This is a genomic window from uncultured Imperialibacter sp., assembly GCF_963974565.1.
GTDB classification, from domain to species: domain Bacteria; phylum Bacteroidota; class Bacteroidia; order Cytophagales; family Cyclobacteriaceae; genus Imperialibacter; species Imperialibacter roseus.
On sequence record NZ_CAXBCJ010000006.1, the window covers coordinates 105,339 to 123,437 of the forward strand.

Annotated in this window: 7 protein-coding genes; all 7 read left to right on the plus strand. The window is 46.2% G+C overall.

Going from position 1 to position 18,099, the window contains the following annotated elements; genetic code table 11:
- Positions 1-17: 17 nt before the first annotated feature.
- The 7 genes from AAC052_RS10290 to AAC052_RS10320 all read left to right on the plus strand — a co-directional run bounded on the left by AAC052_RS10290 (position 18) and on the right by AAC052_RS10320 (position 18,095).
- Positions 18-1,988, plus strand: coding sequence for a plastocyanin/azurin family copper-binding protein (locus tag AAC052_RS10290; protein WP_339813032.1), 1,971 nt, complete (start codon positions 18-20; stop codon positions 1,986-1,988).
- Between the two features lie 598 nt (positions 1,989-2,586).
- Entirely contained in the window at positions 2,587-5,565 is a 2,979-nt protein-coding gene (locus AAC052_RS10295) for a SusC/RagA family TonB-linked outer membrane protein (protein ID WP_339813034.1), read from the plus strand.
- A gap of 18 nt (positions 5,566-5,583) precedes the next feature.
- Positions 5,584-7,173: a RagB/SusD family nutrient uptake outer membrane protein gene (locus AAC052_RS10300; protein ID WP_339813036.1), complete on the plus strand. Its 1,590-nt coding sequence runs from the start codon at positions 5,584-5,586 to the stop codon at positions 7,171-7,173.
- 194 nt (positions 7,174-7,367) lie between these two features.
- On the plus strand, positions 7,368-10,691 hold the full coding sequence (locus AAC052_RS10305) for a VCBS repeat-containing protein (RefSeq protein ID WP_339813039.1): 3,324 nt from the start codon (positions 7,368-7,370) through the stop codon (positions 10,689-10,691).
- Positions 10,692-10,701: 10 nt separating this feature from the next.
- Complete coding sequence (locus AAC052_RS10310; protein ID WP_317492208.1) at positions 10,702-11,271, plus strand: hypothetical protein; 570 nt, start codon at positions 10,702-10,704, stop codon at positions 11,269-11,271.
- Between the two features lie 21 nt (positions 11,272-11,292).
- On the plus strand, positions 11,293-14,715 hold the full coding sequence (locus AAC052_RS10315) for a VCBS repeat-containing protein (RefSeq protein WP_339813042.1): 3,423 nt from the start codon (positions 11,293-11,295) through the stop codon (positions 14,713-14,715).
- A complete protein-coding gene (locus AAC052_RS10320; RefSeq protein ID WP_339813044.1) occupies positions 14,712-18,095 on the plus strand; it encodes a VCBS repeat-containing protein in 3,384 nt (1,127 codons plus the stop codon). Before AAC052_RS10315 ends, AAC052_RS10320 begins: the two co-directional genes overlap by 4 nt.
- Positions 18,096-18,099: the final 4 nt, after the last annotated feature.

Sequence of the window (18,099 nt, forward strand, 5' to 3'; positions counted from 1 at the left end):
GAATTGTATCCAACGTTATGAAATTTAAAAACACAACTTCGCATATACTTCTTATACTGTTTATTGGATTGTCTGCTAGCGTACAGGCCCAAACGGATATCCAAAAAAAGGAGGCCGCTCATTTTAGCATCTCAAAAGTTCCCATTCCCTCTGACATCGTATTAGAAGTTGGTGGTCTGGCTTTTGATGACAATGGGAAGCTTGGAGTAAGTACCAGAAGAGGCGACATATGGCTGATTGAAAACCCGTCTGGCAGCACTCCGATATTTAAAAAATATGCCACGGGATTGCATGAGCCGTTGGGGCTGGCATTCAGAGACGGTATTTTTTACACAGCTCAAAGAGGCGAATTAACCAGGTTGTCCGACCTTAATAAAGACGGTAAGGCCGACAGATATGAAACGATTTACAGCTGGCCGCTTGCTGCCAATTACCATGAATACTCTTATGGCCCGCTGATCTTGCCAAATGGCGACATGATAGTAACGCTCAACCTTGGTTGGGTTGGTCGTGGTGCCAGCCTTTCAAAATGGCATGGATGGATGGTAAAAATTACTCCCGACGGAAAAATGACCCCCATTGCCGTGGGCATGCGTTCACCGGCCGGTTTCAATGTCAATGCCGAAGGAGATATCTTCTATGCAGAAAACCAGGGCGACTGGGTGGGTTCTGGCAGAATGACCCACATAGAGTCGGGCGATTTTGTTGGGCACCCTGAAGGGCTCAAATGGTCTGGGGAAAAAGGCTCCCCTATCAGCTTGAAAATGGAGGACATCGTGGACACGCTTGGCTACACCCTGCATGAATATGCCCAGATCGTGCCTGAGATGAAAGCTCCGAGCGTTTGGTTCCCTCATACGCTGATGGGCATCTCTACTTCCGACATTCTGCTAATCGACAACGACAATTTTGGGCCTTTCAAAAATCAGTTTCTTGTTGGCGACCAGGGGCATAGCAAAATCATGAGGGTGTACCAGGAAAAAGTAAATGGCCAATACCAGGGCGTTTGCTTTCCTTTTAGGGAGGGGTTTTCATCTGGTATTCTTCGCATGCAGTGGTCACCGAAAAGAGATGTTATTTACGTGGGCATGACGAGCAGAGGCTGGTCTTCAACCGGACAGGACAACTTCGGGTTGGAAAAACTTCAGTACACCGGAAAGCTTCCATTTGAGATGAAGACAATTCGAGCATTGGAAGACGGCTTTAGCATTGAATTCACTGAGAAAGTGGATCTCGCCACAGCTTCCAATCCGTCTAACTACTCAGTTCAGGATTTTACGTATCTGTACCATCACAACTATGGCAGCCCTGTAACCGACCTTCAAAAAAGAAACATAACCAGTGTGGAAGTTAGCTCCGACCAGCTAAGAGTGAAGCTTGTCATTGATCAGGTAAGGGATGGCTATATATATGAAGTGAAGCCTACAGGAGTGAAAAACAGCAAAGGACAAACCCTGCTTCACAACACCGGCTACTACACCATGAACAATGTGCCTGGCCGGGTAAGGGGAAGTGGCGAATCGGCCGATCATTCTGACCACAAGGCGTCAGCAGCTGGCACTACCAATGTGACAAGTAGCAAACGAGTAGTTGAGATGCCTGCATCCTGGACTAACGGGCCAGATCAGACCGTTACGTTGGAGCCTGTTCCAGGCCTCAAATTTGACCAATCTGAAATAACCGTAAAGGCCGGAAGTAAGATCAAGATGGAGTTCAACAATCCTGACGATATGCTTCACAACATGGTTATTGTGAAACCAGGCGCTGCCGACAAAATTGCTCAGTTGGCCATTGACCTTGGTTTGGAAGGACAAAGCAAAGCTTATGTTCCGGAGGCAGAGGAAGTTCTTTATCATACCAAGCTAATAGGCCCTGGTGAAAAAGATGTTATCTATTTTGAAGCACCTACAGCGCCAGGCAGATACACCTATGTGTGTACCTTTCCCGGTCATGCTGCCAGCATGAGAGGGACACTAATTGTTGAATAAAACACATTGGGTAGCGGTGGACAGCCAACATCGCCATCTCCTTTATCCACCTGAACTATCCATCCGGTGGATAAAGGAGGTCGATCCAACTCTTTCAATCAGCAGCACATAACCTGCGATAACCATCGGTAGCGATATACGCAGGCAATCGCACACAAAGTAATTGCCCCATCTCCTTTCCAGGTATCTGCCGATGGCACCGCTCTAATTCCACGCCTTTGAGGGCGTAGAAAGCCAAAAAGTTGAGGTTTTTCAAATGAATCAAAATCCTCTTTGAGAATTACTCAACAAAGCATAAGTTCTATTGCCAATTATACTTTTCCAAGATTTCACGGGGCATTTACGGAAACGTTTTCGCAAACGATTACATTATTATAATGACAACAAAAACGTTTTTGTTTGAATTTTTTTAGCCTTATATTTTAGCTAAATTGATTTTTTTTAAGAAAATTGTAAGGATTTTCACCCGTCTAAAAAGGACTATCGCAACATTTGCTCTTCATGCTTCTGCATGTTTGGCTATATTTCGGCAGTCCCGAAACGGACGAGTAGATCACTTTAAACAAGTTTTACCAAACAACTATTAAACTACATTTTTATGAGACAACGACTACTGAAGTACGTTTTCCCTGTGGTTTGTCTTGTGGCACTGACAGTGGGTCAGGTGCTGGCACAAGACAGGCAAGTCAGCGGAAAGGTAACAGATGCGGAATCCGGAGAAGGCCTACCGGGTGTTAACATTTTGGAGGCTGGAACCTCCAATGGTACAGTCACAGACATTAATGGAAACTATACTATTAGTGTGGGTGCAAATGCTTCTATTTCTTTTTCTTTTGTTGGCTACACCCCCCAGGTTATTGTTGTGGGTTCCAGAGCAGTCATTGATGCTGCCCTTGAGCTTGATGTGCAATCACTTAGTGAAGTAGTGGTGGTGGGATACGGTACTCAGGACAAAAAAGAGATCACTAGTTCAGTAACTAGTGTAAAAGCCGAAGACTTTAATAAAGGAACAGTAAACAGCCCCGCTCAGCTTCTACAGGGCAAAGTGGCTGGTTTGAACGTAGTAAGACCTGGTGGTGACCCCAACGGTGGGTTTCAAATTCGCCTGAGAGGTGTGTCAACAGTAGGTGCCAACGCTGAACCGCTTGTTGTTATCGATGGTGTGATCGGCGGTTCGCTAAACACAGTTGACCCTAACGACATTGCTTCTATCGACGTTTTGAAAGACGGATCTGCAGCTGCGATCTACGGAACGAGAGGTTCCAGTGGAGTAATTCTTATTACGACCAAGTCTGGTAAAGCTGGTAAAGTATCTGTTGAATACAACGGATCCATTGCTATGGAAAATGTTGCAAGAAAAATTCCTGTGATGGACGCAACGGAGTACAAGAAGCTTCCTGGCGCCATCGACCTTGGCTCAGACACCGACTGGCTCGATGTACTCACAAAAACCGCCTACTCTCAAGTGCACAACCTGTCACTTGGTGGAGGAACAAGCAGCACTACCTACCGTGCATCGCTAAACGTGCGTGATGCCGAAGGTGTGGGGATCAACTCTGGTTTCCAGCAACTTAATGGTCGATTGAACCTTACTCAAAAGGCACTGAACGACAAGGCGGTTTTCACTGTGAACATTTCGTCCACTTCGAAAGACGCCACTTATGGCGATGCCAACTCATTCCGTTATGGCATTATTACCAACCCAACAATGCCTATCTATGACAACACCACAACCAGCCCTACTGCTGGTGGTAACTTTGCAGGCTATGCAGAAAGGGACATTTTCGACTGGTACAACCCTCTTTCTATTGCTGAGCAGAATATTCACGATGGCAAAGACACTCGTTTGTTGACAAGTATCCGTGGTGAATACAATTTCACAAGTAACTTTAGAACAGCCGTGTTCTACTCTCGCCAGTGGGAAAGTGACTGGAGAGGTAATTATTCTCCTAAAACTGCCAAGTTTGGTGGTGGGTTCGGCAGATCTGGTCTCGCTGACATCTCACGCAACGACAGGTTCAACGAACTGTTCGAAACAACAGTTAACTACGACATCTCAGCAGGTGATGCCAACATCGCTCTATTGGGTGGTTATTCTTACCAGGACTTCCAGAACGAAGGCAATTACATGCAGGGTGGCAACTTCCTGACTGATGCTTTTACCTACAATAACATGGGAGCTGCACTTGACTTTGCCAATGGACTTGGTACCATCTCAAGTTACAAGAACTCCAACAAACTGGTGGCATTTTTTGGCAGGGCCAACATGAACTATCAGGGAACCTATTTCCTTTCAGCCAGTGCTCGTTATGAAGGATCTACAAGGTTTGGTGCTAACAACAAGTGGGGCTTATTCCCTGCCGTTAGTGGTGGTGTTACATTGTCCAACCTGTTCGATCTTCCTGGTGTTAACAGCTTGAAATTCAGAGCCAGCTGGGGTATTACTGGCAACCAACCTCCTGGGTCTTATGCCTCTCTTCAGCGATTTGGACGTCAGGGCAACTTCTTCATCAATGGAGCCTATGTACCTTCTTACGGTCCTGTATCGAACGCCAATCCTGATCTTGCCTGGGAAACTAAAAACGAAATTGACTTCGGTTTAGATTTTGCCATGCTCGACAGCAGGTTGACTGGTACCTTAGACTTCTACAAGAGAAATACTAAGGATCTTATTCTTTCTGTAAACGTTCCTGTGCCACCCAACTTGTTTGGACAGACCCTTGTAAACATTGGTGAGTTGGAGAACATTGGATTTGAAGCAGCGTTCAATTATGCAGCTGTGAACACCTCCGACTTCAGCTGGACACCCGGCATCAACTTCTCAACATTCAGCACGACGGTGGTTAGCTTGACTTCTGGTGATTTGAGTTTTGGTAGCGGAGGCGTTCTTTACAGAGCCAACATGGGATCTCCTGGTCAGAATGCTACTAACCTTGTTCGTGTGAAAGAAGGTGAAAAACTGGGTCAGCTTTGGGGGCCTGTTCAAGTAGGTATCCTTGACAACGGCACACCGGAATTCAAAGATATCGATGGCGACGGCACTTTCTGTGATTGCGATGATGACAGAACTGTTGTTGGTAACGGCTTGCCTGACTTCACCTTTGGATTCAACAACTCCTTCACTTACAAAAACTTTGATGTGAACTTATTCTTCAGAGGAGCCGTAGGCCATGAGCTTTACAACTCGTACAGAGGCTTCTATGAAAACACTCAGGGTACTACAACAGACAACTATAATGTAGTAAACACTAAGTACTTCGATCCAGAGATCAAAGATGCCAAGGTAAACAGCAGCCACGTGGAGAAAGCAGATTTCATCAAGCTGGACAACGCTACGGTAGGTTACAGGGTCAACCTGGCTCCTGGTAGTGCTTTTAGTAACTTTAGAGTTTATTTGTCAGCGCAGAACCCATTTGTTGTTACAGGTTACACGGGCATTGATCCCGAGGTGAGATTTGTTGACTCTGGAGACGATTCAAACCCAAACAACGATGATCCCCTGTCTCCCGGTATTGAAAGAAGGGTGACCTACTTCACCACTCGCATATTTACTTTCGGCATCAATCTTGGATTCTAAACTTTAAAGAATTAAAAAATGAAAAAATCATTCTTAAGACGTATTCTTTTAGTTGGGCTGGGATTGACAGTTTTTAGTCAGTCTTGTACCGACCTGGAAGAAGAACTATATAGCGATATTACTGCAGACAACTTCTTCAAAAATGAAGAAGAGTTCATAGCAGCGCTTGGCCAGGCTTATTCAGCCTTTGGCGGGCTGGGCAACCACTTCAACCTTTGGTCAATTAATGAAATTTCATCCGATGAAATTGCAATTAGCCAAAAAGGTGGTGACTGGTACGATGGTGGTGTACTTATTCAGCTTCATGAGCACAATTTCCCTGCCAACAACGGGCTGTTCAACAGTGCCTGGAGCATGATTTACGGTGGCATCAACACCACCAACCGGTTGATCTACTCATTTGAGCAGCTGGGAACACCTCAGGCCGACGCATTTATTGCAGAATTGAGAGCGGTGAGAGCGCTTTGGTACTATTGGGGAATGGATGCCTTTGGCAACATTCCTTTGGTGACTGACTTTACTGACACTGAGCCGCCGACAAATGCACCAAGACAGGAAGTATACAACTTCATTGAGTCTGAGTTGGATGCGGTAATTGGTCTGCTCCCTACCGAGAAAACAGCTGCAACTTATGGAAGGATGACCAAATGGGCTGCCCTTGCTATTAAAACAAAGATGTACCTGAACGCAGAAGTGTACACTGGAACAGCCCAATGGGCCAAAGCAGCTGATGCAGCGGAGCAGATCATCAACAGCGGGCTTTACTCACTGGAGCCAGTTTACTCAGATAACTTCGCCATCAGTAATCAGAATTCCGGAGAAAACATCTATGTATATCCTTATGACAAGGTGTTTGCCGGCGGATTTAACTGGGTAATGATGACCCTTCACCTTGCTAGCCAAACTACTTTCAGCTTGACTCAGCAGCCCTGGAATGGTTATCAAACGGTAGAAGAGTTTTACAATTCTTATATCGATCCGGTAAAGAACCCCGGTCCACAAGGTGATGTTTGGGCTGGCTTGGCATTGGAGCCTTCTACTGGTACTCAGGATGACCGTTTGTCTAACTTCCTTGTTGGTCCGCAATTCAATCCTGATGGCACGAGAACACAGGATCCGGGAGTGGATGCCGCTGACCCTGACGGTCCGGATCTTACTTTCACGCCTGCTTTGAATGAGTTATTCCCCAATGGATGGAGACAAGGTGGTGCCAGAATTGGTAAATACGAAATTGAGCGTGGTGGTACTAACAACATGAGCAATGACTTCGTTATTTTCAGGTTGGGAGACATCATTCTTTCTTTGGCGGAAGCCAAGTTCAGGATGGGCAATACAGGCGAAGCATTGGTTTTGGTTAACCAAATCCGTGAAAGAGCTGGCGTAGATCCTTTCACTACTTTAACCAGCGACATGTTGTTTGAAGAAAGAGGAAGAGAAATGTACGTAGAAATGACTCGTCGTCAAGATCAGATTCGCTTTGGCAAATGGCACGATGCGTGGTGGGCAAAAGCAGCTGACCCTGCGGACACTCATGAAATCATCTTCCCGATCCCTCAGCAGCAAATCGATTCTAACGACAAGCTGGTTCAGAACCCTGGATACAATTAATTAAATCAGGGCGATTTCCTCACCCTGGAAATCATCCAAAAAATATGGACTCCTGAGCTGCTTGCTCAGGAGTCCTATTTTTTAGCATTCCTTTCACCAAAAAAACGCATGGCAATAGCCAATTGCTTAATTTGCAACTTATTTCAGACAGAGGGGAAGTGAAATCAATTCAGTCTACATTTATTTGTCTTATCTTGATTGCAGCATTTTTAAATGGCTGCAACCAGGCTGCAAAAGCGCCAACCCAGACCAATCCCCTATTTTCGCTTCTTGATGCCAGTTCCACAGGCATCGAGTTTAACAATGAACTAACCTACACCGAAGAACTCAACCCCTACACGTTTAGAAATTTCTTCAACGGTGGCGGCGTCGGCCTTGGCGATGTCAATAATGACGGGCTCATCGACATATTTTTTTCAGGCAACCTGGTGGACAATAAGCTTTACCTCAACAGAGGCAATTTTAAGTTTGATGACATTTCGGGCAAAGCCGGCATTACCAGCCAGGAAGTGTGGACTACTGGTGTAAGCATGGTCGACATCAACGCAGACGGTTGGCTGGATATTTACCTTTGTAAGTCAGGCCCGTCAGGAGGCCCCAATCGAAGCAATGAACTGCTGATCAACGACGGAGATACCGTTAACGGCCCTCATTTTACTAACCAGGCTGTGGCTTATGGGATAGCAGATATTGGGCTCTCTGTTCACGCAGCTTTTTTCGACTATGACAAAGACGGGGACCTCGATTTGTACCTTCTGAATAACAGCATCCGAACTGTCGGTGGCTATGACCTGCGAAAAGGGCAGCGTGACATTCCCGACCTGGATGGTGGAAACAAGCTCTACAAAAACGATGGCGGGAAATTTACCAATGTAAGCCAGCAAGCAGGTATTTACACCAGTGCCATTGGGTTTGGACTTGGTGTGACCATTGGTGACCTCAACAAAGATGGCTGGTCAGACATCTACGTTTCGAACGATTTTTTTGAAAAAGATTACCTCTATATCAATAACCAGGATGGCACCTTCACTGAAGATCTCGAAAGTTACATCACGGAGCTCAGCATGGGCTCGATGGGTGCGGACATGGCCGATATCAACAACGACGGCCTACCTGAGGTTTTTGTAACAGAGATGCTCCCGGAGGGCGATGCCAGGCTTAAAACCACCACACAGTTCGAAAAGTGGGACAAATATCAGGTAAGTGTCGATCAGGGATACTACCACCAATTTAGCCGAAACGTGCTTCAACTTAACAATGGCATCGGGCCCGACGGTAAGCTTAGCTTCTCCGAAGTTTCAAGACTAACAGGTACACATGCCACCGACTGGAGTTGGGGTGCGCTGATCTTTGACATGGATAACGATGGATTAAAAGACATTTTCGTTGCCAATGGCATTGGGAAAGACCTGCTTGATCAGGACTATGTAAATTTCATCGGAGATCCGGAGGTAGTAAGGAGCATCCTTCAGCAGAAAAACAATGTGATAAAGCAGCTAATAGACTCTATTCCCTCCAACAAGGTGCCTAACTATGCTTTCAAAAACATCAACAACCTGCATTTCGAAAACTTCGCCGGCCAGTGGGGACTAGACCTGCCCTCTTTTTCCAATGGCTCTGCCTATGGTGACCTCGACAACGATGGAGACCTGGACCTGGTTCTCAACAATGTGAACATGCCTGCCTTTGTGTATAGAAACAACACCAAAGAACAGCACCAGGAAAATCACAGCCTGACCGTCTCGCTACGTGGCGAACAACAAAACTATTTTGCCGTGGGCTCAAAAGTAACACTCTTTAGCAACGGCCAGGTGTTTTATCAGGAGCTTTCTCCCATGAGAGGGTTCATGTCGTCAGTCGACTATCGTTTGCATTTCGGACTCGGCCCAATCGATATGATCGATTCGCTGGTGGTGGAATGGCCCAATGAAACGATTTCTGTATCGACAAATCTCTCCCCCGACAAAACAGTTGAGTTCTTCCAGACAGAGGGAATAAGAAAACCAAATGCGGCAACTAGCGGTCCACATAAAACGATATTCACCCGGGAAACTTCCCCTAAGGGAGTGAATTTCAAGCATATCGAAAGTTCGTTTGTAGATTTCGACAAGGAACGCCTGCTATTCAACATGCTTTCCAATGAAGGCCCCTGCACCTGTGTGGCCGACATCAATGGCGACGGCCGGGACGACTTCTACATCGGAGGTGCGAAAGGGCAAGGTGGCAGGCTGTTCAAACAAACCAAAGACGGCAACTTCCAGGAAACATCGAGTCAGCTTTTTGATGGCGACAAAGAAGCTGAGGATACCGACTGCGTGTTTTTCGATGCCAAAGGAGACAATTTGCCCGATTTGTATGTCACCAGTGGAAGCAACGAAGTACCCAACATTTCTCTTTCTCTGGTTGATCGGCTCTATATCAACACCGGGAAAGGCCAGTTTGAGAAAAGCCAGCAAATTCTCCCCACCAGCACCAAATTGGAAAGCACGTCGGTGGTAAGAGCGATGGACTATGACAATGACGGGGACACTGATCTTTTTGTGGGCGTGCGGATGACGCCAGGGTTTTATGGAGAACCAAAAAATGGCTACCTTCTCAACAACGACGGCCAAGGTATATTCCAGAATGTCACCGTTGAATTTGCACCAGATCTCAACAGCATAGGTATGATCACCGATGCGCTTTGGAGCGACGTGAACAACGATGGAGCAGTGGACCTGGTGGTCGTTGGAGACTGGATGCCAATAAGGGTTTTTCTTAACCGAGATGGGAAATTTGTTGAGTCCTCTAATACGTCTGGCTTGACTGGTTCCGGTGGCTGGTATCAGGCTGTGGCTGCCGGTGATTTTAATGAAGACGGTCTGATTGACTTTGTAGTGGGCAACCACGGCTTGAACTCGAGGTTCAAAGCAAGTCAGCTTGAGCCTATTTCGATGTATATCAATGACTTTGACAGAAACGGTTCTAAGGAGCAAATACTTACCCGCTATGACGGCGGTAAGGAGCTGCCGCTGGTCATGAGAACAGACATGGTGATGCAAATACCTGCACTGAAAAAGAAATACCTGCGATTCAAAAACTACGTTGGCCAGGGCATGGATGAAGCATTTACTTCCGAGCAAATTTCAAATTCTATCATTCTGCAAGTCAATGACCTCTCCTCCCAGTTACTTCTCAACAAAGGCAATGGCCAGTTTAGCTCGCAACCTCTTCCGTTGGAAGCTCAATTTGCTCCTGTATACACCCTGCTCGTTGAGGATTTTGATAATGACGGCCATTTGGATGTATTTTTAGGTGGTAATCAATACAGGGCAAAGCCGGAGACAGGGATTTATGACGCCAGCTATGGCTTAATGCTTAAGGGTGATGGAAAAGGAACCCTGACCACTGTCAGAGGTGCCGAGTCCGGCATACATACCAAAGGAGAAATCAGGTCAGCACAAAAAATCAAAGTGGGAAACCAACAAATGATAGTAATAGGGAAAAATAATGACGTCCCGGAATTTTATAGTTATTAAAATGATAAAAATGAAATTTAGATCAATTGGTGCAATAGCTACCTGCATGTTTTTAGGTACCACATTGTTTTTTTCATGTGATTCTTCGGTTGGCAGCAATAACAAGAAGGAAAACTATGACAGTCTCTTCCTGGGCTTCCATTTTGGCATGGATCGCAAAGAGTTCTTCCGGTATTGCGCCGAAATGAATCAGAAAAAGCTTTTTGCCCATGGTACGGGCGCAACAAGCGTACAATACGAACTAAAAAATGAATTCAAGGCTCCTGTGATAATGAGGTTCTACCCGTCGTTTCACGAGGAAAAAATATATGAGATGCCCGTAACCTTCACCTATGAGGCCTGGGCACCGTGGAATAAGCAATACTGGTCGGACGTTCTACTGGAAGAGATGTATGAACAATTTAAGATCTGGTACGGCGACGATTTTCAGGTGATTAATCACCCAAATCAGGGCAAAGTGTATGCAAAAATGGACGGGCGCCGGAGAATCAACTTGTTTATCAGAGACGACCAGTTTGTGCAAGCTGTATTTTCAGACATGAAAGTGATCACAGAATTAGAAAAACAGAAAGAGAACTAGTCCCCTTCAAAAGACGGTAAAATGACCAAATATCAAACAGCGAAGAGTTTTTTCCTTAGCCGTGTGGCTCCCATCATCACACTGATGTTTACTGTCGGCTGTCAGTCGGAATTGGACAATGCGGCCCCTACCCTCTTCAGAACAGTGAAAAGCAGTGAAAGCGGTATCGACTTTGAAAATAACCTGACTTTCACCAAAGAATTTAACATATATACCTACAGGAACTACTACAACGGAGGTGGTGTAGGTTTGGGTGACATGAACAACGACGGGCTTATTGACATCTACCTGACCGCCAATATGTTGCCTAACAAGTTATACCTTAACCAGGGTAACTTCAACTTCAAAGACGTAACGAAGACAGCAGGTGTAGCTGGAACAAAGGCGTGGTCTACTGGTGTAAGTCTTGCCGACGTTAATGGCGACGGCCTTATAGATATCTATGTTTGCAACTCAGGCGATATAAAGGGCGACAACAAACAAAATGAACTGTTTATCAACCAGGGGCTTGATGCGGAAGGGCTTCCTGTTTTCAAAGAAAGCGCTGAAGAATACGGAATAGCGGATCAGGGGTTTTCAACTCATGCGGCCTTTTTCGACTACGACAATGACGGTGATCTGGATCTTTACCTCCTCAATAACTCCTATCAGGCAATAGGAAGCTTCAACCTTCGAAAAAACGAGCGACCTATAAGAGATGATGTGGGTGGCGACAAGCTATTTAGAAATGATGACGGCCACTATAGCGACGTGAGCATTGAAGCCGGTATTTACGGCAGCGTCATCGGGTTTGGCCTGGGCGTTACCATCGGCGACATCAATAAAGACGGTTGGCTGGACATCTATGTTTCTAATGACTTTTTTGAAAGGGACTATCTTTACCTGAACAACGGAAATGGTAGCTTTAGAGAGGTGCTTGAATCAGAAATGAGGAGCATTAGTGCTGCGTCGATGGGCGCTGACCTTGCCGATATCAACAACGACGGCTACTCCGACATCTTCGTTACTGATATGCTGCCTGAAGCCGAGGAACGGATCAAAACCGTTACCACTTTCGAAAACTGGGACAAATATAAACTTAACCTTGACAACGGATACTGGCACCAATTCAACAGAAATATGCTCCAGTTAAATAACGGAGACGATACTTTTAGTGAGATTGGGAGACTGGCCAATGTGTCGGCTACAGACTGGAGTTGGGGAGCGCTCATTTTCGATTTCGATAATAATGGCTATAAAGATATTTTTGTTGCCAACGGCATTTATCAGGACCTGACCAATCAGGACTTCCTCAAGTTTGTCACCGAAGAGAGTACTATTCAGCGTATTATTTCGTCGGAAGGAGTTGACTACAAGCAGCTGGTGGAATTGATACCTTCTCAGGCTGTGCCTAACTATGGCTTCATGAACAACGAGAATTATTCTTTCACCAACAAAGCCAAAGAGTTGGGGTTGGGCCAGCCCAGTTTCTCCAATGGGTCTGCGTATGGCGACCTGGACAACGACGGTGATCTTGACCTCGTGGTCAACAATGTGAACATGCCGATATTCCTGTATGAAAACAAAAATGAAGATTTCAACCCTGACAATGGTTTTTTGAAATTCAAATTGGAAGGTGTTGGAAACAATACATTTGCCACTGGAACCAAAATAACTGTCGTCGCCGGAGGAAACAGGCACTATATCGAGCAAATGCCTATCAGAGGGTTTCAGTCAACCGTCGACTTTCGCCCTAATATTGGATTGGGCAAGGCCTCCAAAGCCGACTCCGTGATTGTGCAATGGCCAGATGGATCTGTTAGTATACTGACAGATGTACCCACCAGGCAGACACTGACTCTTAGCCAGAAAGATGGAGTGCGTTCACAAAACAATCAGATGAAAACTGGCGCAAATTCCAGAGAAACGATGTTTGAGGCCATTGCCGCAGATCAGGTAAAGGCAAGTATAGACTATAAGCACAAAGAGAATCTGTTCGTCGATTTCGATAGAGACAGGCTGATCTTTCATATGTTGTCGACAGAAGGGCCATGCATGTGCAAGGGCGACGTAAATGGCGACGGAAGAGAAGATGTGTTTATCGGTGGCGCACGAGAAATGACCGGCGAACTGTTTATCCAGAATCCCGACGGAACCTTTCGGTCCGAAAGCAAGCTGACTTTTGAAAAAGATAAGAGCGCTGAAGACATAGATTGTGTCATATTTGATGCCAATGGCGATGGCAAAAATGACCTGTATGTGGCCAGCGGAGGTAGTGAAGTGACAAACAGCTCCCCTTCCCTATCCGATCGTCTTTATATAAATAAAGGCAGTGGCAGCTTTGAAAGAACTGCCCAGGTGCTTCCGGCCAATAAGTTTGAAAGTAGCTCAACCGTAAATGCAGCTGACTATGACGGCGACGGTGACGTGGACTTGTTTGTAGGCATAAGAACAAAGCCCTATTTCTATGGAGTGCCCGGCAATGGTTATCTCTTGCAAAACGATGGTCAGGGAAATTTCCAAGAAGTTAGCAGCACAATTGCGCCGGGTCTCAAAAATATCGGAATGATTACTGACGCCGTTTGGTCAGACGTTGACGCAGACGGTGACCAGGATTTGTTGGTTGTCGGAGAATGGATGGCAATAAACCTTTTCAGAAACGATGGCGGAAAGTTTACCAATACCTCTACCGAAGCTGGCTTTGCGAATACTGAAGGTTGGTGGAACGCCATTGAAATGGCCGACCTCAATGGTGATGAACTGCCCGATTTCATTGTGGGCAATCACGGACTGAACTCCAGGTTCAAAGCCTCAGTTCAAAAGCCCATCAACCTCTTTTTGAGCGACTTCGATCAAAATGGCTCATTGGAGCAAATACTGACTCAGTATAATGGTGATTTCTCGTATCCCGTGGCGCTTAAGCATGACCTGGTGATGCAACTACCCGGTCTCAAAAAGAAATACCTGAAGTACGAAAACTTCAAAGGACAGAAAATGGAAGACATTTTCACTACAGAGGAATTAGCGAATGCCTCCAGGCTTACTGCAAATATGCTGGAATCAGTGGCTCTTATTAATAAATCGAATGGGCACTTTGAAATCGTGAAACTGCCACAGGAAGCCCAGTTTTCACCAATCTACTCTATTCTTGCCAACGATTTTAACCAGGACGGGTCGACGGATATTCTTTTAGCAGGTAATCTTTATGATACTAAACCTGAAGTTGGCCGATACGATGCCAGTTATGGTGTGATGCTTCAAGGCAACGGGCAGGGAGGCTTCAAAAACATTTCAGCCAAGCAGTCGGGCTTCTCACTAAAAGGTCAGGCAAGGGAAATGGCCTTCATGAAGGTAGGAAGCCAGCAAATGATCCTCGTAGCCAACAACAATGATGCGCTGCAAATGTTTGTCTACCATCCAACCTCTGTCATTATTCCGCAGAAAACAATCGAAATTAACAAATGATGCTGTACCTGCGTCATCCAAAATATGGGCTACCAGGCCTGATTTGTATTTGTCTCCTGCTATTCTCAGGCTGCAACGATGGGCAGCCTAAGGCCACTCATTTGTTTGAAGCAGCTTCACATGATCAAACGAATATTGCCTTTTCCAACACCCTCACAGAAGACGAAGAATTCAACCTCATAGATTACCTCTACTTCTACAACGGAGGGGGTGTAGCCATTGGTGATGTAAACAACGATGGGCTGCTCGACATCTATTTTTCTGCCAATCAGGAAGATAACAAGCTATATATCAACAAAGGCGACTGGACGTTTGAGGACATTACTGACAAAGCTGGCGTGGCAGCCTCAGGCGCATGGAAAACCGGCGTGACGATGGTTGATATCAACGGTGACGGCTTTCTCGATATTTACCAATGCCGACTGGGTAAATACAAGGGTATTGAGGGCTCCAATCAGCTCTTTATTAACAACGGAGACCTTACATTCTCCGAAAAGGCATCCGTGTATGGTTTGGATTTCAGTGGCTTCAGCACGCAGGCCGCATTTTTCGACTACGACCTCGATGGCGATCTCGATGCCTACCTGCTCAATCATTCGGTGCACACCGAACGAAGTTACGGGAGGGCTACACTACGCAAATACGATGATGGAAACGCCGGAGACAGGCTTTTCAAAAACGACAATGGGAAGTTTACCAGTGTGACCAAACAGGCTGGCATCTATTCAAGCAATATCGGCTATGGCCTTGGGGTTGGCATCAGTGACGTCAACGCCGATGGCTGGCCAGACATCTACGTTTCCAACGATTTCAATGAAAACGACTACCTGTACATCAACAATGGGATGGACACGCTTGGGCTGGTCAGCTTTACTGAGTCTATAGCGCAGACAATTGGACACACCAGCCGATTCTCCATGGGAAATGATTTGGCCGACTACAACAACGACGGTCTGATCGATATCATCTCGCTGGACATGCTCCCTGAGGATGAAGAAATTATCAAGCGATCAGCCGGTGACGACTCGTACGAGATTTATAGTCTCAAGCTCAAATTTGGGTACGGTCGGCAATTTACCAGAAATGCTCTCCAGCTCAACAACGGTGTCCAAAGCGATGGGCTGCCCAACTTTTCCGAGATCGGGCAGCTGGCTGGTATCCACGCCACCGACTGGAGCTGGTCTCCCCTGCTCGCCGACTACGACAATGACGGTTACAAAGACTTGTTCATATCGAACGGTATCAAAAGGAGGCCCAATGATATGGACTACATCAATTTTCTTTCAAATAGGGACTTAAGAGACGGGCTCGTCAATAATCCAAATTTGAGTGATCGCCGGCTGGTGGATGAAATGCCTGACGGAGCTGTGCACAACTACCTGTTCCGAAACAACAAAGACCTGACTTTCTCCGATGTGAGCGACCAATGGGGAATGACAACTCCTTCCCTATCCAACGGTGCCGCCTACGCCGACCTTGATAATGACGGCGACCTTGACCTCATAGTCAACAACATCAATGAGGTCGCTTCCTTGTATAGAAACACTACGGCTGAGTCGGCCAGCAAAACAAAACAATCGTATTTAAAGGTAATTCCACTGGGTAAGGGGAAAAACACGTTTGGGATAGGCGCCAAATTGTTTGCGTACGCAGGTGGTAAAGTCTTTTATCAGGAAAATTTTGTCGCCAGAGGTTTTCAATCTTCCGTGAGTCCATGGGTACATTTTGGCCTTGGGGAGATCAAAACACTTGACTCGTTGAGGGTGGTTTGGCCTGGCGGAAAAACGCAGCTTCTGACAAAGGTTGAAGTTAACAGGTCAATTCAGCTTGACGAGACTGAAGCCAAGTTGTTTTACCGTGCCATTGAACGAAAAGAACGCCCCTTTTTGACAGACGTAACCGATAGCCTGGGTATTGACTTTATCCACAAAGAAAACAACTTCAATGATTTCAATAGAGAGTTTCTTATCCCTCATTTGGTTTCCAAAGAAGGTCCCAAAGTCGCAGTAGTGGACTTTAACGCAGATGGAAGGGACGACTTCTACATCGGCAATGCATCCGGTGCATTGGGCTCTTTCTTCATTTCGGCCAGCGACTCCACCTTTTCTAACTTGCTACTGCCTCGCCAGGTCGACAACATGAGGATGGAGGAAACCAATTGCCTCTTTTTTGATGCCAATGGGGATGGTCTTCCGGATCTCTATATTGTTTCAGGAGGCAACGAGTTCTCTCCACGAAATAGTAATCTAAAGGACAGGCTCTTAATCAACAATGGAGTTGGAGGATTTACCGATCAGAGCAACGGGCTGCCAGACGCCTACCAACACGGTTCGGTAGCCGCTGCCGCCGACATTGACCAGGATGGCGACCAGGACTTATTCGTTGGGGGGCGGGTGGTGCCAGGGCAGTACGGTGCGCTGCCACTCAGCTATGTGCTTCTCAATGATGGTACGGGCAAATTCATCGACGCAACCGCTGACATCGCTCCTGCCCTGAGCGAGGTGGGCATGGTAACCGATGCACAGTGGATCGACCTCAACGGCGATACTTATCCTGAGCTTGTGGTCGTTGGGCAATGGATGCCCATTGCCATTTATGGTAACAACAAGGGGCAGCTTACCAGGCTCTATTTCGAAGGACTTGCCCATTCGAATGGATGGTGGAGTTCTTTGAAACTAAGTGACGTAGACAACGACGGTGATACTGATTTTATCGTTGGTAATCTGGGAACAAACAGCCGTCACAAAGCATCGCTGGAGTTTCCAATGCATCTCTACAGCAACGACTTTGATGACAACGGCTCACTGGATCAGGTTCTTTGCTACTCTACTCCGCAAGGGGTTTTCACCGTGAATACCAAAGACGAGTTGATCAAGCAAATCCCCTCTTTGAAAAAGAATTTCGTAAAACATGCAGACTTTGCGGGCAAAACGGTAGAGGAAATTTTTGGCGAAACGGCGCTGAACAACAGCCTCCACTTGCAGGCTACTAACTTTCAGTCAGTTTGGATTGAAAACATCAACAATCAGGGCTTTACCATTCATGCCTTGCCTGTAGAGGCGCAGTTTGCTCCCGTTGCGGCTATCGAAACAGCTGACCTCAATGGTGACGGACATATCGACATGTTGCTGGGTGGAAACAGCTTCAGCAGCTCCCCCTATTTTGGAACTTACGACGCCAGCCAGGGCCTGGTACTTTTAGGAGACGGAAAAGGGAAGTTCACCTCTGTGAGCGTCAGAAAAAGTGGGCTAAAGGTCGCCGGTGAGATAAAAGACATCAAAACGCTACATTTTCCAGGAAAACTGCTTTTCGTCATTGCAAGAAACAACGATAAGCCCGTCATTTACATGTTAAACAATACAGTCGAGAATATTTTTTAATTTT